Source organism: Verrucosispora sp. NA02020 (genome assembly GCF_013364215.1).
Taxonomy (GTDB): domain Bacteria; phylum Actinomycetota; class Actinomycetes; order Mycobacteriales; family Micromonosporaceae; genus Micromonospora.
The window spans coordinates 404,497-422,823 of sequence record NZ_CP054923.1 but is presented as its reverse complement, the minus strand read 5'-3'; the positions used below and the strand labels follow the sequence as shown (position 1 = coordinate 422,823).

The window sequence follows — 18,327 nt, the reverse complement described above, 5'->3', positions numbered from 1 at the left end:
CATCCGAGGAAGGAAACCCACATGGCATCCACCGCCGAGGGCGCGGGCGACCTGCGTTCCTGGTTGACCCGCTGCGTCGCGGAGTACCTGCGCCGGCCCGAGGACGAGATCGACCCCACCGTCCGCCTCGCCGAGTACGGCCTGGACTCGGTCTATGCGCTCGCTCTCTGCGGCGACATCGAGACGCACCTGGACATGCGGCTCAGCGAGACCCTGGTCTGGGACCACCCGACCATCGACGAGCTGACCGCGCACCTGACCGAACTGATCGCCGGACAACAACCCGCGGGTGCCCGGTGACGTCCATCGAGGCGGTCTCCGCCTATCTTCCGTCGGCGGTCGTACCGATCGAGGAGATCGGTGCCCGACTGGCGATGGACCCGAAGCAGGTGGCGACGTTCCGCCGCTTCTACGGCCTGTCCGAGGTGCGCTACGACCCGGACGGCGACCTGACCCAGATGATGATCAACGCGGCCGGCAAGCTGACCGCGCTGACCGGACGCGAGAGCCAGGTCCGGTACGTGCTCCAGGCCCGCACGTTGCAGACCGTGGCGCCGTACCCGGAGAACCCGCTGCACCAGGTCCGCACCGCGCTCGGCCTGGAGCACGCGGTCTCGTTCGCGGTCACCCAGCACGCCTGCGCGTCGGGGCTGCTCGCCGTGCACCTCGCCGGTGAGCTGCTGGCCGCCGACGGGGACCCGGACGCGTTGGCCCTGGTCTTCGCCGGGGAGAAGGCGTTCACCCCCACCGCGCAGCTCATCCCGAACACCACCTTCATGGGCGAGGGCTCGGCCGCCGTCCTGGTCGGGCTCAGCGGCGACCACGACCGGCTGCTGGGCTACGCCACCCGGACGTACGGGCAGTTCAACGCCGGTCTGCGAATGGACGCCGCGCGGGCCGCCGAGTTCGAGGCGATCTATCAGGACGGTCTGGCCGAGGTGGTCATGGCGGCGGTGGCGCAGGCCGGTGTCGCGCTCTCCGACGTGGACCTGATCCTGCCGCACAACGTGAACCGGCTCTCCTGGGTGCGGCTGTGCAAGCAGCTCGGTTACCCGGTGGACCGGGTGCTGCTGGACAACGTCGCGTCGACCGGCCACTGCTTCTGCGCCGACTCCTTCATCAACTACCAGACGGCCCTGGAACTGGAGCGGCTCGCGCCGGGCGACCGCTACCTGATGGTCGCCGTCGGGCTCGGCGCGACCTTCTCCGCCATGGTCTTCGAGCACTAGGAGGCATGATGACCGCACCGTTCATACCCCGGCTCAAGACCGCGGTGACCGGCGACCCGGAGGCGCGTTTCGTCTTCCTCGGCAACTTCGAGGTGGAGGACGTGTGGGGCGAGGACGAGCCGGGCCTGCCCCGGATGGCGTTCGGCTCCGGCAGCGCGGTGGTGAACCGGATGGACGAGTTCGCGCTGCTGTTGGCCGGGGCGGGTGACCGGGTGCTGCTCAAGGCCGCCCCCGACCCCGACTACCTGGCCTTCCTGACCGGCCTGGGCGTCGAGCTGCCGGAGATCCACACCGTGTCGGCGCAGAACCCGCAGCACACCGTCAGCCAGGACGTACTCGCCGACTCCGAGCTGCTGCGCCGGATGGCCCAGTGGGCGGAGCAGGGCGCGCACCTGTCGGTGCACGGCGTCTCGGTGCTGGAGGAGGAGATCGCCGCCCGCACCGGCATCCGGATCGCCGGCAGCTCCGCACAGACCTGCAAGGCCGTCAACAGCAAGGTCTACAGCCGGCAGGTCGCCGACGAGGTGGGCCTGCGGCAGCCGGCCGGTCGGGGTTGCGTCACGATCGCCGAGTGGTCGGCGGCGGTCGCCTGGGCCAAGGAGATCCTCTCGGACGGCCGCCGGGTGGTGGTGAAGGACGCGTACGGGGTCTCCGGCAAGGGGATCGTCGTGGTCGACGACCCGCGCCGGCTGGACCAGATGGACCGGATGGTGAGCCGCAAGGCCCGCACCACCGGCTCCGACCGGGTCGCCCTGGTGGTGGAGGAGTTCGTGGCCAAGCGGGCCGACCTCAACTACCAGATGACCGTGGGGCGCGACGGCGACGTCCGGTTCGACTTCGTCAAGGAGGCGATCACCGAGTCCGGCGTGCACAAGGGACACCGCATCCCGGCCCGGCTCGACGACCGCCAGGAGGCGGAGATCCGGGACGCGGCCCGACTGCTCGGCGAGCGGCTGCACGCCGACGGATACGTCGGAGTGGTCGGCGTCGACGCGATGGTCGGCGACGACGAGCGCCTCTTCCCGGTCACCGAGATCAACGCCCGCAACAACATGTCCACCTACCAGCTCCCGTTGCAGGAGCGCTTCGTCCCCGCCGGCTGGGTGGCGCTGGCCCGGCAGTACCCGCTGCGACTGCCCGAGCCGCTGCCGTTCAAGCGGCTGCACGGGGCGCTCGGCGACGTCCTGCTCACCCGGGCCGGTGAGGAGGGCGTCCTGGTGAACAACTTCGCCACGGTCAACGCCGCCGCCGGTGGCGACGGCGACTTCGACGGCCGGCTCTACGCGCTGGTCGTCGCGCCGACCGAGGAGCGGGTGCGCCAGCTCGACGAACACGTGGCCGGCGTGGTCGCCGGCCTGACCGAAAGGACCGGATCATGACCGCCGAGCACGAGGTGCAGGGCATCGGCATCACCGAGTTGGCCGAGCGATTCGGCACGCCGATGTTCGTCTACGACGGCGAGCAGCTGCGGCGGCAGTACCAGGGCCTGCGGGAGCGCCTGCACCCCGCCGTGGACATGTTCTTCTCGCTGAAGGCCAATCCCAACCTGTCGGTCTGCGCGGTGCTGCACGGCTACGGCGCCTGCGCGGAGGTGTCGTCGCTGACCGAGCTGATCACCGCGCGGCGGGCCGGGGTGGCACCCCGGGACATCATCTTCCTCGGACCCGGCAAGAGCCGCGACGAGTTGGCCGCCTGCCTGCGCGAGCAGGTGTACGCGGTGGTCGTCGAGTCCTTCGGCGAGCTGGAACTGCTCAACGAGGTGGCCGCCGAGCACGACGTCGTCGCGCCGGTCGCGCTCCGGGTCAACCCGGAGTTCGCGGTCAAGGGCGGCGGGCTGACCATGGGCGGCAAGCCGCGCCAGTTCGGCATCGACGAGGCGCAGCTCCTCGCCGCGCCCGACCTGGGCGCGTACCCCCACATCCGGGTGATGGGCGTGCACGCCTACCTGGGCACCCGCATCCTCAGCGAAGAGGTCATCGCCGAGAACACCGCGCGGATCCTGGAGCTCGCCGAGCGGCTGGCGCTGCGGCACGGCTTCCCGCTGGAGATGGTCGACATCGGCGGCGGGCTGGGCGTGGCGTACTTCGAGGGCGAGACCGACCTCGACCCGGCCCTGGTGGCCGAGCGGGTGAACCCGGTGGTGGAGGCGTTCCGCGACCGGCACCCGGACACCCGCGTGATCATGGAGCTGGGTCGGTACCTGACCGCGCCCTCCGGTGTGTACGTGGTGGGCGTCCGCTACGTCAAGGAGTCGATGGGCCAGCGCTTCGCCGTCGCCGACGGTGGCACCAACCACCACATGGCGGCCGTCGGGACCGGCTCCTTCGTCAAGCGCAACTACCCGATGGTCCTGCTCAACCGTCCGGCCGAGCCGGCCGTGGCGGAGTGGCAGGTCACCGGCCCGCTCTGTACGCCCAACGACACCATCGGCAAGAACGTGCCGCTGCCGACGGTCCGTCCCGGCGACCTCATCGGGGTGCTGCGCTCCGGGGCGTACGGGCCGACCGCCTCCCCCGTGCACTTCCTCAGCCACGGCTACCCGGCCGAGGTGCTGGTCCACGAGGGACACGCCTACCTGGTCCGGCACCGGGACGACCCGGAGGACCTGCTCAGCCGACAGCCGACGCACGACGAGCTGGCCGCACCGGCCCGACTCGTGTCGACCGTCACCAGCAACGGACACCCCTCGAACGAAAGGATTCGCGTGTCATGACCGAGACGATTGTGCAGGGTCAGCCCCCGGCGCCGGTGGTGGACGAGGCCGTGGTGGCCAGCGTCCGCACCGCACTCGCCGCCGTCCTCAAGCGGGACGTCGCCACCATCACCCCGGACACCCGGCTCTTCGACGACCTCGGGCTCGACTCGACCAGCGTGCTGGAGTTGCTGCTCGAACTGGAGAACGAGCTCGGTGCCGAGTTCGACCCGGACGACCTGGAGCAGCGGCACTTCGAGACCGTCACCACCCTCTCCGAGTACGTCAACGAGCACGTGAGCCGCTGACCGTGTTCACCACAGTCGCACCACGGCTCGCCGCCGACCGGACCGGCCTCCTTCGGGAGCTGCCGGTCCGGCCGGCGGCGTCCGCCGCCCGCACCTTCCGCGGCAACGGGCCGATCGAGGACGACGGCCTGGACCGCTACCTCGCCGACATGGTGGGCGCCTACGGCCGCTCCTACGACCCGGAGTTCCTCGCCAAGGCCCAGGTCACCTCGTACACGACGATGGCGTCGACGGTGGTGGCCGAGCTGACCCCGGGCGTGGACACGCTGCGCCGGATCGTCCTCGCGTTCGCCACCCCGGACATCGACTCCCGGGCCTCGGCCGGGTGCTACCTGGTCGAGGCGGCACCCGGTCGCCCGACCGTGTTCTGCGTCAGCGACCAGGGCGTCACCGCGCCGTTCACCGCGCTGCGGCTGGCCGCCGACCACCTGCGCGACGCGGCAGCCGACGCGCGTACCGCCCTTGTCGTCCTCGACCAGCGCAACCTGCCCTGGGAGGTGGACGCGACCGAGCGGGTGCCGGCCGAGGACGTCGCGGTGGCGTACGCCTTCCGACCGACCGCGCCCGGCGAGACCGGCGTGCTGCTCGGTCAGCGCACCGAGGTCGACCCGGCGGCGGCAGCGGCGCTGCTGGTCGACGTCCTGGACGAGATCTCGGCCCGCGACGGTCGGCCGTTCGCGCTGGTGGCCGGCTACGACGTGCCGGTCACCGCCGAGGTCGCGCTGCGGGCCGAGCGGGTGCACCGGGTGGGGCGGGGCACGCTCTGCACCGGGATCTGGACCACCGCCCGGCAGCTCACCGGCCGGACCGTGCTGGCCGAGTACGACCCGGTGCTGCGCTACCTCACCGTGCTCGCCTGGGACCCGACGTGGTGACCGCGCAGGCGGTGGTCACGCTGGCCCACTGTCGGACGGTGGCCCGCCGGGACGGCCTGGTGGCGGGCTGGACGGCGTTGCTGACCGCGACCGGCGCACCGGAGACGGTGCACGGGCCGCGCGGACACGGGCTGCGCCCGCCGGGGTGGCAGCACCTCTCCGGTGGGACGGACGACCGGCCCGCCGGGTGGGTGCTCGGCCTGACCTGGATGCGGCTCGGCGTCTCGCAGTGGCTGCTCGACCAGGCCAGGGAGTACCTGACCGGCCGGACGACCGGTGGGGTGCCGCTGATCCAGCAGCAACTGGTCCAGGGCAGCCTCGCCGAGATCGTCACCGAGCAGCAGGGCGTCGCCGCGGTCCTCGACGCACTGGAGCACGACCCGGACCCCTCCCTCGCCGCCTACCTGCACCGCCAGCTCACCGACGCCGACCGCGCGTCGTTGCGGCTGCTCGGTGCCGGCGGCTTCCTGACCGACGGGCCGGGCGGGATCGCGCACCTGTCCGAACTGCTCGCCGACGCGTACCTCGACGGAGTTGACCATGGCGATCATCGAGCCGGATGACCGGCTGCGGGTACTGCGCGAGCACGCCCGGGAGTGGGCGGCGGAGCTGCGGCCGTACGCCTTCGACCTGGAGCGCGACCCGGACACCGTCTATCGGCACCTGGACCTGCCCGCGATCGACTACGTCGGGAAGACGATGATCCCGGCGCACCTGCAACCGGACCCGATGCGGATCGGCAGGTACACGTACTACGGCAGCACCGCCGTGGAGCGGGTGGTCGCCGCCGAGGAGATCGCCTTCGGCGACGCGGGGATGTTCCTGGCCTCACCGGGTGCCTCGCTCTCCGGCGTGCTGGTCGGGATGCTCGGCGACGAGGCCCAGCAGGAGTGGTATTTCGGGCGGGTGCGGTCGCGTCCCACCTGGACGTTCTTCGCCCTGACCGAGCCGGCACGCGGCTCCGACGCGATGTCGCTGAGCACGCAGCTCCGCAAGGCGCCGGACGGGTCGGCGACCCTGCACGGCGAGAAGCGGTACGTCGGCAACGCCACCCGTGCCGAGGTGGGCACGGTCTTCGCGCGTACCGGCTCGGGGCCGCTCGGGGTGGTCGCGGTGCTGGTGGAGACGTCGGCTCCCGGCTACCACGCCCAGGCGCTGGACACCGTCGGCCTGCGGGGCGCGCAGATCAGCGCGATCCGCCTCGACGGCGTACCGGTGGCGCCCGGCCGGATCCTCGGCGCCCATCTGCCGGCCTCGGCACGCGGCATGTGGAGTGCGTTGCGGACGTTCAACCTGCTGCGCCCCGGGGTGGCCGCCATCGCGTTGGGGATCGCGCGGGCCGCCATCGAGTATGCTCGATCGCAGTCCGGACGGGGTCGCGACGAGCTGGACCGGCTGGGTCATCGGGTACACACCACACGCCAACTGATCCTGCGCGCCGCTCACGAGGTGGACCGGGACGCCCGCAACGGCTACTACGCCTCGGCCGCGAAGGCGCAGGCCGCCCAGCTCGCCGAGGAGGCCACCCAGCAGGCGTTGCGGATCCTCGGCCCGGGGTCCCGGTTCGCGCATCCCTGGCTGGACAAGCTGGCCCGCGACGCCCGGGGGGTCGAGTTCATGGAGGGCACCCGCAACGTGCAGCGGCTCACCGTCTGTCACGCACTGACCAAGGGCAGGTTCGACGATGACTGAGTACCGCCGCCAGGTGCTGCGCCAGGCCTCGCCGATGGTTCTCGGCGACCTGGTGGGCGTCCTGGTCCCACTCGTGGTGGTCGCCCTGATGAGCCGGATGGGCGACGACTCGCTCTACATCCGCTCGCTGTTCACCCCGATCATGTTCGTGATCATCGCCCTGCACGCCGGGCTCGCCGTACCGAACCAGGTCGCGTCGGCGCTCAGCGGCGACGACGCCGGGAGCCGCATCCGGGCGCTGGCCGGGTTCGCCCGGATCGGCGCCGTGGCGTCGGTCGTGGTGCTGCTGCTGCTCGGACTCGCCGCACCCGGGATGGGTCAGTTGTTCGGGGTCGACCCGGGGGCGCAGAGCGACTTCGTGTGGTTCGTCCGGTGGGTCTGCCTGGCCGCGCTGCTCGGGCTCGGGTCGGTGCTCTGCGGAGCCACCCTGCGGGGCGCGGGACGCCCCCGGGAGGGAGCGGCGGTACTCCTCGCCGCCGCCGCCGTGGAGATCGTCGGCGTGGCCGCGCTCGGCCTGCCCGGCGGTCTGGGCCTGGGCCTCTGGTCGGTGCCGATCGCCATCGCCGCGTCCGGCGTGGTCGGCAGCGCGCTCGGTGGCTACCTGCTGTGGCGTACCGGCGTGTGGCAGCCCGGCACGTCGCTGGCCTGGCGACCCGACCTGTTCGGCCTGCTGGCCGGCGTGGGTCTGCCGGTCTTCGCGTCGTACGTGGCGATCTTCGCCAGCAACTTCGCGCTGACCTGGGTGGTGAGCGCCTTCGGCGCGACCGTGGTGTCCGGCTTCGCGGTGGCGTACGTGGTGCAGAGCGTGGTGATCGTCGCCGGTGTGGCGATCGGCGCGGCCACCGCGATCGTCGCCAACCAGTACCGGGGCGCCGGGGAGAGCCACCGGATGCCGGGCGTGCTGCGCGCCGGCCTCCAGGTGACCGCCGCGTTCTACGTGGTCTGCGCGCTGGTGGTGTGGACCGGCCGGGACTGGCTGGCCCGGGTGACGGCGGCCGACCCGGCGGTGGCCGCCGAGGCGTCCCGCTACCTCGGCATCGTCGCACCCACCTTCGTGCTGATGGGCCTGGTCCTCGCCGCGCTCACCGTGCTGGAGCAGGTCGGCGGCGGGCCACTCGCGATCGCCCTGAACGTCGTCTACTTCGGCGGCATCGTGGCGGTCGGCGGCTACCTGGCCCGGTCCGCCGGTGGGCCGGAGCCGCTGTACTGGACGATCGCGATCGCCAACCTGTTCGGCATCGCCGCCGTGTTCGCCACCGTCCTCTTCGTCCGCCGACGAGCGGGCACCCCGACCCCGGAGACCACCGACCACGACCAGGACGAGAAGGAGGCGGCGGCATGGCGCGAATGACCCGGCAGGCGGTACGCATCGACGGCGAGCGGGGCGTACTCGCCCCCGCCACCCTGGGACAGCGCAGCATCTGGGTGGACATCGACCGGCAGATGCCGGACACCTCCTTCTACAACTCGACGGTCTTCACCCCGGTGCCCGAGGGGGTGGACCTGCCGGGCGTGCTCGCCGCGCTGGGCGCCCTGGTCCGCCGGCACGAGGCGCTGCGCACCCTCTTCCACCGCGATCCGGCCGGGGACCTGATGCAGCAGGTGATGGCCGCCGGGGAACTGCCGGTGGAGATCTGCGAGGCCACCGCCGAGGATCCCGATCCACGGGCGCTCGTCGACGACCTGGAGGCACAGGTCCGGGGGCACCGGTTCGACCACACGACCCAGTGGCCGATCCGGCCCGCCGTCGGTGTGCTGGACGGCGCACCCCGAGTGGTGATCACCTGTGTGTCCCACGCGGCCACCGACTACCTGGGCACCCGGGTGATCGGTGCCGAACTGGCCCGGCTGCTGGCCGGCGAGGAACTGCCGCCGCCCGCGATGCAGCCGGTCGAGTTGGCCGAGTTCGAGCAGAGCGAACCGGGGCGCCGGGTCCAGGAACGATCGTTGGCCCACTGGCGGGAGCAACTGGCGACCGCCCCACCGGCGATCTTCACCCCTCGGGAGCCGGAGTCCCCCCGGTACGCCGTCGCGACGCTCAGCACCAGCGCGGTCAAGCTGGCCCTGGACGCCATCGCCACCCGGTACGCCACGGGCAGCTCCGTCGTGCTGCTCACGGCCACCGCGAAGGTCCTCGGCCGGCGTACCGGCCACGACCGGGTGCCGATGACCCTGATCGCCGGCAACCGGCACCGGGCGGAGCTGCGGGGCTACGTCGGCAACCTGGTGCAGGACGTGCCGGCCACGATCGACGTCTCCGCCGAGGACTTCGCCGTGCTGGTCAAGAGCTGCTGGGGTACGGCCATGAAGGCGTACCGCAGCGGCATCAGTGACCGGCAGGCGATCAGCGCGTTGCGCGGCACGCTGGCCGCCACCGCCGACCCGTCCTGCTACTTCAACGACCTGCGACAGGCCGGGCCGGACACGGGCCCGATCGAGGAGGTGACCGCCGAGCGGCTGCGTGCCGCGCAGGCGACCGGCCGACTCACCTTCGGCACCGGGTACGAGGTGGACGAGCTGACCTTCTTCCTCAAGGTCATCGAGGACGGGCCGGACCGGCTGGAGCTGACCGTACGGGCCGACACCGCCCGGCTCAGCCGCGACGACGCCGCCGGGATCCTGCGGGAGATCGAGGAGTTGCTGGTGACGGTGGCGGCGCAGGAACGGGTCCTGGCGGCCACCGGAGCACCGTGATGCGGCTCGACGGCGTCGTCCACGTCTGGCGGATTCCGCTGGGCCGTCCACTCGCCGGTGATCCGGATCCGGCTGACCTGCTGGACCCGCACGAGCGTCGCCGGGCCGACCGGCTCGGCGACGCCCGGGTGCGCCGCCGCTACGTCCACGCCCACGCCACCAGCCGGTTGATCCTCGGCGGGTATCTCGGCGTACCTCCGGAGGGGGTGGTCTGGCACCGGGGGCGGCACGGTAAGCCGGCGCTGCTCGGACAGCCGGAGACGAAGGTCAACCTGACGCACTCGGCCGACCTGGCCCTGCTGGCGGTCACCACCGGCCGGGAGGTCGGGGTCGACGTGGAGCGTCTCGCCCGGCCGGACCTGGACGGCACGCCGTCACCGGTGGGTCGGCTGGCGACGCGGTTCTACCCGCCGGGCGAGGCGTCCCGGGTCGGCCGCGCTCGCGGTCCGGCCCAGGACTGGTGGTACCTCCGCTACTGGACCCGCAAGGAGGCCTGCGTGAAGGCCAGCGGTGGGCGGCTGGTGCAGGGACTCCGGGTACGGGTCGCCGGATCGCAACCGTACGGTCGCGGCCTGCGGTGCCGGGGTGGGACGGGTCTGCCCGGTCCGTGGGTGGTGCGGGATCTCACGCTCGGCGACGGGCACCTGGCGTCGGTCGCGTTGACCGGGACCGCCGACTACCGGGTGGTGGTGCGGACCTGGCCGGGGTTACGCCGGTTCGGCCTGGATCAGCCGTTCCCGCAGGGCGATCGCCACCGCGAGCGTGCGGTTCGGTGAGTCCAGTTTGGTCATGATGTTGCCCACCAGCCTTTTGGCGCCGTGTTCGGAGACACCGAGCCGACGGCCGATCTGCCGGTTGCTCAGCCCTTCGGCGAGCAGCGCCAGCGTCTCCCGCTCGCGAGCGGTGAGCACCGGTGCCCGGACGCGGTCCCGTCTCGTCCGGCCGGTCGCCAACCTGAGCAGGTGCCGGCTCAACTCGGTGGGCACCACCAACTGGCCGTCGGCCACCTGCGTCAACGCCAGGTGCAGGGACTCCGGGGTGAGGTCCGTGGCCAGGAGGTAGCCGTCCGGCGTCAGCCAGCGCACGATGTCCACCTGGTCCGGCTCGTCGAGCAGCACGAGGAGCTTGTGCTGCCGCCCGTCGTCGTGCCCCAGCAGCGAGTCGGCGCGACTCAGCGCCCGGGGCGAGGCGATGACCACGTCCGCCCCGTCCGGACCGGCCCGTAACCGCACCTCCGGCACCTGCTGCACGACGGCTGCCACCCCGCGCCGGGTCACCTCGTTGTCGACCACCACGGCGATCGTCAGGGCGTCGGCCGGCACTGCCGGCCGGTATTCGGCGGACATAACCGGCCAGATCATCTGCTGCACCATTTCCCCCGTTCGCTTCCGCTCGTCGAAATAGCGTCGCAGGGCCACCATAAACATTCGGGATGGGCCGCAGTAGTGGTAGCTACGGAGGTGGTGCACGCACCGCGCGAAGGGGGCAGACGACCTACGACCAAAGTAGTAGACGTAACTGCCGTCGTTGGCGGAGCCGAATTACCACCCGACTGACCGAGAATAGACGCATCGATAATTTTTCGCTATTCGAGGGGCGCCGATGTCTGTTCAGTCGATTGCGGATCCGCTGTCGGGCGGTTCACTGTCCCGCGTCGTCGGCCTCTCATTCTCGGAGAGCCGGCCGGTGGTGCAGGCCGTCTTCCAGCTCCGCTTCCTGACGGGCGCGCTGCTGGCCGCACCGCCATTTCATCCGACCGCGGTACGGGACCTGACTATCGGCGCGCTGGCCTGGCTCTGCGCCACCTGGCAGGTGTATCTGCTCAACGGCCTCTGCGACCGCACCGAGGACCGGCACAACGGCTCGGGCCGACCGCTCGCCACCGGTGCGCTGTCCGCCGCCTCCGCCGGTGGGGCGGCGGCCGCCCTCAGCCTGCTCGCGATGGCCCTCGGCCTGCTGGTCTCCCCCGGCTTCGCCGTCCTGGTGGCGGCCATGTTGGCGCTCGGCTGGCTCTACTCGGCGGCGCCCCGACCGCAGAAGTCCAACCTGCCCGGCTTCGTCGGCGTGGTGGTGGCCGGCGGCCTGGTCACCTACCTGGCCGGCTGGTACGCGGCCGGTGGCGGCGTACCGGACCCACGGGCGGTGGCGGTGGCCGTGGCCCTGTCGTTCTGGATGGGCCTGGTGGGGATGACGAAGGACCTGCCGGACGTGGCCGGCGACCGGCTGGCCGGTCGACACACCCTGCCGATCGTGCTGCCCGAACGCGTCGCACGCCGGCTGCTCGCGACCGGCGCGCTGCTCGTCGCGGCGGGACTGGCTGCGGTCGCCGTCGCCGAGCCGACCCTGGTGCCGCCGGCCGGGCTGTTGCTGGCCGGTGCGGTGGTGCTGGGCGTCTGCGTGCTGACCCGGACCAGCCACGGCGACCGGAACCGCCGACGCCGCCCCTACCGGGCCTTCATGGTCACCCAGTACGCCGTGCACCTGACGGTGATCGCCCAGTGCCTCGCGAGCTGAGCGACCGCCCGCCGGTTCCGTCGCCGGTCCCGCCCGTTCAGCGGGAGAGCCGTTGCCCGTCGGAGATGATCCGGCGGGCGACCGCCTTGCGGATGGCGTCCACCCGGGACACGGCGTTGAGCTTGGCGTACGCGTTGGTCAGGTGCCGCTTCACGGTGGCCTCGGTGATACGCAGCCGGGAGGCGATCTGCTGGTTGCTCAGCGCGCTCGCGGCGAGGACCAGGACCTCCCGCTCGCGCTGGGTCAGCGCCGTGCCCGGTCCGCCCGAGCCGGGCGGGCGGCGGTCCAGTTGCTCGACCGTGCCGCGCGAGACCGCCAGCAGGACGTTCGCCGACGGGCGGCGCACCGACCGGACCGCCGCCAGCAACTCGTCGCGCAGGATCGTCTTCAACATGTACGCGCTGGCGCCCGCCTCCAGCACCTCACGGACCAACTCGGCGTCGTCGTGCATGGTGAGCACGATGATCTGCACCTCCCGGCGCTGGTGCAGCACCTGCCGGATGGTCTCCGTGACCCCCGCCCCGGGCATCTCCACGTCCAGCAGCAACACGTCCGGCTGGTGGGCGACGACCAGCTCGACCGCCTCCGGGCCACTGCCGCCCTCACCGACGATCCGGATGGTCGGGTCCGTGCCGAGCACCTCCTTGAGGCCCTCACGGAACAGGTTGTGGTCGTCCACCACCGCCACGCGGATGGTGTCCGGGGTGTTCATCCTTCCGGGCCGTAGAGCGGCACCTCGACCGCGACAACGGTGCCGCTGCCGGGTGCGGAGGTGATGGTGAACCTGCCGTTGAGCAGGTCGGCGCGCTCGGCCATGGACCGGAGCCCGAAACCGGCGGTCTGGGCGTCGATCAGGTCGAAGCCACGACCGTCGTCGATCACCTCGGCGTTGATCGCGTCCTCCGTGGCGACGATCGTGATGCGCAGCTCGGTGGCCTCGCCGTGCCGCACCGCGTTGCGGGCGGCCTCGCGCAGGATGAGGTACAGCTCCTCACCGACCTCGCGGGGCATGACCTTGACGTCGCCGGTGACGGTCAGCCCGGTCGAGATGGTGGCCGGCACGCTGGCCGAGAGGTAACCGCGCAGGGCCGGCTCGATGCCGTCCGCGCCGAACGAGCGGCGCAGTTCGGCGGTCAGCTCCTGCACGGTCTGCAGGGCCTCCCTCATCTCGTGCATCGCCGCGCCGACCTTGGCGTCGGCCCGGGGCCGGTCGTGGGTGCCGTAGTGGCGGGACAGGTCGAGGTTCTGCAGGGCGAGGCCGATCGAGTGACCGAGCCGGTCGTGCAGGTCGCGGGCGATCCGGCGACGCTCCTCGCGGCGCGAGGCCTGCAACTTCTCGATCAGGTAGTTCACGTAGGCCAGCGAGGAGAGCGACACCCGCCGGGAGATGGCGTCGTGCAGGGCGAGGGCGATGGCCGCGACCCGGGCCGGATCGGTGACGACGTACCGGCGCAGGATGATCGGCAGCGCTACCTCGAAGAGCAGCGCGGCGGCCCGTAGCGACTCGATCGGGTGGATGTTGCGCAGCGCCCGGTCCACGCCGATCTCGGTGGGCAGCAGCGCGTGGTCGACCACTTCGTCGATCCCGTCGACGTCGGCGGACGGGTCGAACGCCGACGCCGGCAGGTCGAATTGCTCCGCCACGTCGGTGACGATCGCGTGGACGTTGCGCCGCAACTGACCGAGGACCGGCGCATTACGGGTCAGCGCGATCGAGGCCGACTCCAGACGCCGGTGATGCTCCCGAAAGATCTCGTCGGCCAGCCCGTCGTGCGTACTTTTCTGATCACCCACGTGCTTCCCTGTATTCGATTCCACTAATTAGGCCCACAAATATTCCTGTTACGTGTCCCCGCGGTGGATCCGATTACCGGCGTGTTTCGTGGGAGCGCTCCCGAGGCGATCACTCTAACAGGAGAGATGGGTCACAGCAAGCAAGATGCGGGCCCACCGTCACCGATGCCGCGCGCCCGTCGACCACCCCGCCGCGACGAACCACTGCGGACGGCTGGCCGGAAAGCGGATTCCCGAACGCCGAACTCAGCGACGATAAGACCGTTTTGGACCGACCGGTCGGCAGATATTCGGAAACCGATGCGTGCGACCCGAGAAGTGATCGATCAAATTGATGATCGGCCTTCGTCGAACGGTGAACATTGATTGACCGAAAGGGGGAGCCGGATGCCCGACGATCCCGGCGGCGCACCGCTTTTCGTCCCTTGTGGACGGCGAGTTCCGCCACACGGCGCGCCGAGCCGACGGACTGTCGCAGGCGTACGCCATGCTGCGGCCATGAACTCGTCGCCGCAGTGGCTCAGCCGCTACCGCAGGGGCCAACGGGAACAGGTCTGGCACGAGCTGCACCAGTGGGGCAGCGCGATCCGGCTCCACCCCGAGCTGGTCGAGGAGGCGCAGTCGGTCTGTGACGAGATGGCCCGTCGGGCCCGGCAGAACGTCGAGGTCGTGGTGGCGCGGCTGACCGCCGACGGCTACCGGTTCCACGAGAACGACGACGAGGAGACGCCGGTGTCGTGCCCGTACGCCCCGCCGACCGCGCAGGCCGACGCGTACGCCGGCTGGCTGCGGGACCGGTTCGGCGCGGTGCCGATGACGCTCTGCTCCTGGGTGCGGCTGGTGGGCGACGTCTGGCTGGTCGGCACGCATCCGGAGTGGCCCACCTCGGCGTCGGCCGACCCGCTGGTGATCGAGCTGGAGGGATCCCGCCACCCGGACGGACCGTCCCTGCGCGACTACTACGACGAGGAATGGGCCGACTGGCAGGAGGAGCAGGCGACCGACGAGGACCCGGGGGTGTTCGTGCTCCCGGTCGCGCCGGACCGGCTGCACAAGGAGAACACCAGCGGTGGCGGGCCGTACGGCTTCGTACTGCCCGACGGGTGCGTGGACGGGTTGTTCGTCGGGGAGACGACCACCTCGTTCGTCGCCTACCTGAACCAGGTCTTCGGCAGCGGCGGCTTTCCCTGGCCCACCGGGTCGGAGGGCGAGTGGCAGGTGAAGCGGAGCCTGGCCGAGGGCCTGCTACCGCTCTGACCGCGCGAGACTGCCGAACGCGTGCATGGGCGATGCGGTACGAGAATCCGCCGTCGCGCAACGTCGCGATGATCTGGTCGTAGTAGGCGTACACCCCGGACGGCACGGTCGGGCGGGAGCCGAGCAGGCCGGGCGCCCACGGGTGGCGCAGCATCACCGCGCGGGCGGCCAGGCGACGCATCGTCCGCAGACGTCCGGCCGGCGGCGCGCCGATGCGCGGACCGGCCGGGCCGCCGTGTCGTTGATCCGGTTGTGCCCGCCGCCCGCCGGCCACCACGGTGGGGGCGCCGACGACCGGAAGGGACGCCGATGACCAGTGAACGCGAGACCGTGGAGGTCGACCCCACGTTGTTCCAGGCCGTCTACGACTCACCCGCGTCGCTGCCCGGCCGGCACCGGTGGACCACCCCGGAAGCCGACGTCCGGCGGATCGAGAAGCTGCTCGGTATGCCGCCGCGCACCATCGGCGCACCGCTCTGGGTCAGCGGCGACCACCCGGACTGTCCCACCTGCGGTCGCCGGATCACCTGGTACGACATCGTCGCCTCGGCGCTGAAGGGCGTCCACGATCCGGCGATGATCGCCACCGTGATCCTCGGCGACCGCCGGTACGTCAACACCGGCCTGCCCGCCGCCATCGCCGGCGTCCGCTGCACCGACTGCCGCTCGCCGATCGACGGACTACGCAGCTTCAAGTGCCACAACTGGGCGTACGCCTTCGACGAGCTGGCCGCCGTACGGCAGCGCATGACCGGCAGGTAAGGAGGGGTCCCCTGCTAACGCCTCGTGCATAGCAGGGGACCCCTCCTTACCTCGGTGCGCGTCAGTCGGCGGCGGCGCGGCGGGCGGGTCGGCGGCCCGGAGGTGCGGTCGGCTCGTCGCCGAAGTCGGGCACCGTCGGCATCGGCCGGCGGGCCGGGGAACCGGCGACCACCCGCACCTGCTCGCCGTGGTGCCACAGCTCGACGGCGGCGTCGGCGGGAGCGTCGGGCAACTCGTAGCGGGCCTCGTCGGCGGTGAGGGTGACCAGCAGCCGGTGCCCGTGCCAGCAGAGGCTGAACGCGAGCCGGTCGATCCGGTCCGGCAGCCGGGGGTCGAACGAGAGCAGCTCGCGGTCGTCGCGCATGCCGCCGAAGCCCTGCACCAGGGCCAGCCACGAGCCGCCCAGCGACGCCAGGTGCAATCCGTCACCCGTCTTGTCGCCGATGTCCAACAGGTCCTGCAACACCGACTCGGCGAACAGGTCGTACGCCAGGTCGAGGTGACCCAGTTCGGCGGCGAGCACCGCCTGCGGCGCGGCGGACAGCGACGAGTCCCGGACCGTACGCGCCTCGTAGTAGGCGAAGTTGGCCGCCTTCTCCTCGGCGGTGAACTCCCCGGGGCAGCGCAGCATCGCCAGCACCAGGTCGGCCTGCTTGACCACCTGGCGGCGGTACAGCTCCAGGTAGGGGAAGCTCAGCAGCAGCGGATAGTCGTCGTCGCCGGTGTCGTCGAAGTTCCACTCCGGTTGGGTGGTGAAGCCGGCGGCCTGCTGGTGCACCCCGCGCTTGGCGTCGTACGGCAGCACCATCGCGTCGGCCGCCGCCCGCCAAGCAGCCACCTCGGACGGGTCCACCCCCAGCCGATCGGCCGCCTCCGGATAGCGCTCGACGGCGTCCGCCGCACCGCGCATGTTCCGCCGGGCCATCAGGTTGGTGAAGGCGTTGTCGTCGACGAGTGCGGCGTACTCGTCCGGGCCGGTGACGCCGTAGACGTGGAAGCCGCCGTCGTCGGTGAAGTGTCCGAAACCCTGCCACAGCCGGGCGCTCTCCACCAGCAGTTCCAGCCCGGCTCCGGCCCGGAACTCCTCGTCGCCGGTGGCAGCGGCGTGACGCAGCACCGCGTCGGCGATGTCGGCGTTGACGTGCAGCCCGGCGGTGCCGGCCGGCCAGTAGCCGGAGCACTCCTCACCGCCGATGGTCCGCCACGGGAAGGTGGCGCCGGTCAGCCGCAGCTCCGCCGCGCGTTCCCGTGCCTGGGGCAGGTGCGCGTACCGCCAGAGCAGGGCCGAGCGGGCCACCCCGGGGGCGACGTACGTCAGCACCGGCAGCACGTACTGCTCGGTGTCCCAGAGCACGTGTCCGTCGTATCCGTTGCCGGTCAGCCCCTTGGCCGGGATGCTCAACGCACCGTCCGGCCGGCCCGCCTGGATCAGGTGGAACATGGCGAACCGGATGGCCTGTTGCAGTTCCTCGTCGCCGTCGAGCACCACGTCGGCGGTCTGCCACGCGGTGTCGAGGGCGGCCCGCTGGTCGGCGAGCAGGCTGTCGAAGCCCGCCGCACGGGCGGCGTCCGCCTCGGCGGTCACCTGGTCGGCGAGTTCCTCGGCGTCGGTGCCGTCGACCGGCACCCACTCGTACGCCGCGTACTTGGTGAGGCGTACCCGCCGACCGGGCGCGACCGTCCCGGTGAGGGTGAGCCGGACCCGGTCCTCGGTGACGTCGGTGCTGGTGGCGATCTCGTCGGGGGCTGACAACCGGTGTGCCACGGCGACGGCGATCCGCTGGTCACTGTGCTCGGTGCGGTGCACCAGGACGCCGTCGGTGCCGTCGGCGTGGTGATGCTCGGCGACCAGCGGGTCGTGGATGGTCGCCGCGGCCCGGGGGTCGTCGTCGCGTTCCGGAACCCGCTCGTTGGCCAGCAGGTCCGCGCAGATCCGCAGTTCGACCGCCTCGTCCAGAGGTTCCACCGTCCAGTCGAGGGCGGCCACCCGGCGACGTGGCAGCGACACCAGCCGGGTGCTGCGGACCCGCACCCCGTGCCCGGCGGGCGAGGTCCACTCGGTGACCCGCTCCACCACCCCGGCCCGCAGGTCGAGCACCTGCTCGTGGGAGCGCAGCGTGCCGGTGCGGACGTCCAGCGGTTCACCGCCGACCCAGAGCCGGACGAGAGTGGCGTTCGGCACGCTGACCAGCGTGTCGCTGAGCTGCGGAAAGGCGTACCCGTCCTCGGGGTAGTCGAGCGCCCGCCGCTCGTGGAACCCGTTGAGGTAGCTGCCCGGCATCTCGCAGGGGTCGCCCTCGTCCAGGGTCCCGCGCCAGCCGACCCAGCCGTTGCTCAACGCGAAGATCGATTCGGTCTCGCCGAGCCGGTCGAGGTCGTCCTGGGTACGGACGATCCGCCACCGGCCGTCCGGTGCCGATGACGGCCGGTCGGGGGTGCTCTGCACAGCGCCTCCTGGGGTGCGACGACGAGCCCTGCGGACCGTCATTTCCCCGCCGGCCCCCGCACCA

18 protein-coding genes are annotated in these 18,327 nt (G+C 71.8%); 14 read left to right on the top strand and 4 right to left on the bottom strand.

Features of this window, described 5'->3' with window-relative positions:
• Positions 1 to 21: 21 nt before the first annotated feature.
• From HUT12_RS01960 to HUT12_RS01910, 11 genes are read left to right on the top strand one after another with little or no spacing between them, the layout of a single operon-like run.
• Entirely contained in the window at positions 22 to 300 is a 279-nt protein-coding gene (locus HUT12_RS01960; protein WP_131051894.1) for an acyl carrier protein, read from the top strand.
• Entirely contained in the window at positions 297 to 1,229 is a 933-nt protein-coding gene (locus HUT12_RS01955) for a ketoacyl-ACP synthase III family protein (protein WP_176092289.1), read from the top strand. The genes HUT12_RS01960 and HUT12_RS01955 overlap by 4 nt, the downstream gene beginning before the upstream one ends.
• 8 nt (positions 1,230 to 1,237) lie before the next feature.
• Positions 1,238 to 2,608, top strand: coding sequence for an ATP-grasp domain-containing protein (locus tag HUT12_RS01950; RefSeq protein ID WP_217705937.1), 1,371 nt, complete (start codon positions 1,238 to 1,240; stop codon positions 2,606 to 2,608).
• Positions 2,605 to 3,942, top strand: coding sequence for a type III PLP-dependent enzyme (locus HUT12_RS01945; protein WP_131051897.1), 1,338 nt, complete (start codon positions 2,605 to 2,607; stop codon positions 3,940 to 3,942). Before HUT12_RS01950 ends, HUT12_RS01945 begins: the two co-directional genes overlap by 4 nt.
• Positions 3,939 to 4,229, top strand: a complete 291-nt coding sequence (locus HUT12_RS01940; RefSeq protein WP_131051898.1) for an acyl carrier protein — start codon at positions 3,939 to 3,941, stop codon at positions 4,227 to 4,229. The genes HUT12_RS01945 and HUT12_RS01940 overlap by 4 nt, the downstream gene beginning before the upstream one ends.
• 2 nt (positions 4,230 to 4,231) lie before the next feature.
• Positions 4,232 to 5,104, top strand: coding sequence for a hypothetical protein (locus HUT12_RS01935; protein ID WP_131051899.1), 873 nt, complete (start codon positions 4,232 to 4,234; stop codon positions 5,102 to 5,104).
• The gene (locus tag HUT12_RS32630) at positions 5,098 to 5,667 is read left to right on the top strand and encodes an acyl-CoA dehydrogenase family protein (protein WP_254876694.1); all 570 of its coding nucleotides are present in this window, start codon (positions 5,098 to 5,100) and stop codon (positions 5,665 to 5,667) included. Before HUT12_RS01935 ends, HUT12_RS32630 begins: the two co-directional genes overlap by 7 nt.
• A complete protein-coding gene (locus tag HUT12_RS01925) occupies positions 5,645 to 6,796 on the top strand; it encodes an acyl-CoA dehydrogenase family protein (protein WP_254876693.1) in 1,152 nt (383 codons plus the stop codon). The genes HUT12_RS32630 and HUT12_RS01925 overlap by 23 nt, the downstream gene beginning before the upstream one ends.
• Positions 6,789 to 8,147 carry an MATE family efflux transporter gene (locus tag HUT12_RS01920; RefSeq protein WP_131051901.1) on the top strand — a complete coding sequence of 453 codons (1,359 nt, stop codon included), beginning with the start codon at positions 6,789 to 6,791 and terminating at the stop codon, positions 8,145 to 8,147. Before HUT12_RS01925 ends, HUT12_RS01920 begins: the two co-directional genes overlap by 8 nt.
• Positions 8,135 to 9,490, top strand: a complete 1,356-nt coding sequence (locus HUT12_RS01915; RefSeq protein WP_131051902.1) for a condensation domain-containing protein — start codon at positions 8,135 to 8,137, stop codon at positions 9,488 to 9,490. Before HUT12_RS01920 ends, HUT12_RS01915 begins: the two co-directional genes overlap by 13 nt.
• Complete coding sequence (locus HUT12_RS01910) at positions 9,490 to 10,266, top strand: 4'-phosphopantetheinyl transferase superfamily protein (protein ID WP_176092287.1); 777 nt, start codon at positions 9,490 to 9,492, stop codon at positions 10,264 to 10,266. The genes HUT12_RS01915 and HUT12_RS01910 overlap by 1 nt, the downstream gene beginning before the upstream one ends.
• Here HUT12_RS01910 and HUT12_RS01905 read toward each other — a convergent pair.
• Positions 10,198 to 10,851: a response regulator transcription factor gene (locus tag HUT12_RS01905; RefSeq protein WP_217705936.1), complete on the bottom strand. Its 654-nt coding sequence runs from the start codon at positions 10,849 to 10,851 to the stop codon at positions 10,198 to 10,200. The two genes, HUT12_RS01910 and HUT12_RS01905, sit on opposite strands and share 69 nt — an antisense overlap.
• Before the next feature lie 241 nt (positions 10,852 to 11,092).
• On the opposite strand from HUT12_RS01905, the gene HUT12_RS01900 reads away from it, so the two are divergent.
• Entirely contained in the window at positions 11,093 to 12,004 is a 912-nt protein-coding gene (locus tag HUT12_RS01900) for a UbiA family prenyltransferase (protein WP_176092285.1), read from the top strand.
• Positions 12,005 to 12,041: 37 nt separating this feature from the next.
• On the opposite strand, the gene HUT12_RS01895 is transcribed toward HUT12_RS01900, so the two are convergent.
• Positions 12,042 to 12,716 carry a response regulator transcription factor gene (locus tag HUT12_RS01895; RefSeq protein ID WP_176092284.1) on the bottom strand — a complete coding sequence of 225 codons (675 nt, stop codon included), beginning with the start codon at positions 12,714 to 12,716 and terminating at the stop codon, positions 12,042 to 12,044.
• Complete coding sequence (locus HUT12_RS01890; protein ID WP_176092283.1) at positions 12,713 to 13,798, bottom strand: sensor histidine kinase; 1,086 nt, start codon at positions 13,796 to 13,798, stop codon at positions 12,713 to 12,715. The genes HUT12_RS01895 and HUT12_RS01890 overlap by 4 nt, the downstream gene beginning before the upstream one ends.
• Positions 13,799 to 14,296: 498 nt before the next feature.
• Here HUT12_RS01890 and HUT12_RS01885 point away from each other — a divergent pair, with 498 nt between their 5' ends.
• On the top strand, positions 14,297 to 15,055 hold the full coding sequence (locus HUT12_RS01885; RefSeq protein WP_176092282.1) for a hypothetical protein: 759 nt from the start codon (positions 14,297 to 14,299) through the stop codon (positions 15,053 to 15,055).
• A 309-nt stretch (positions 15,056 to 15,364) separates the two neighbouring features.
• Entirely contained in the window at positions 15,365 to 15,817 is a 453-nt protein-coding gene (locus HUT12_RS01880) for a hypothetical protein (protein WP_176092281.1), read from the top strand.
• 61 nt (positions 15,818 to 15,878) lie between these two features.
• Here HUT12_RS01880 and HUT12_RS01875 read toward each other — a convergent pair whose 3' ends face one another.
• Positions 15,879 to 18,263, bottom strand: a complete 2,385-nt coding sequence (locus tag HUT12_RS01875; RefSeq protein ID WP_254876692.1) for a glycoside hydrolase family 65 protein — start codon at positions 18,261 to 18,263, stop codon at positions 15,879 to 15,881.
• Positions 18,264 to 18,327 lie beyond the last annotated feature (64 nt).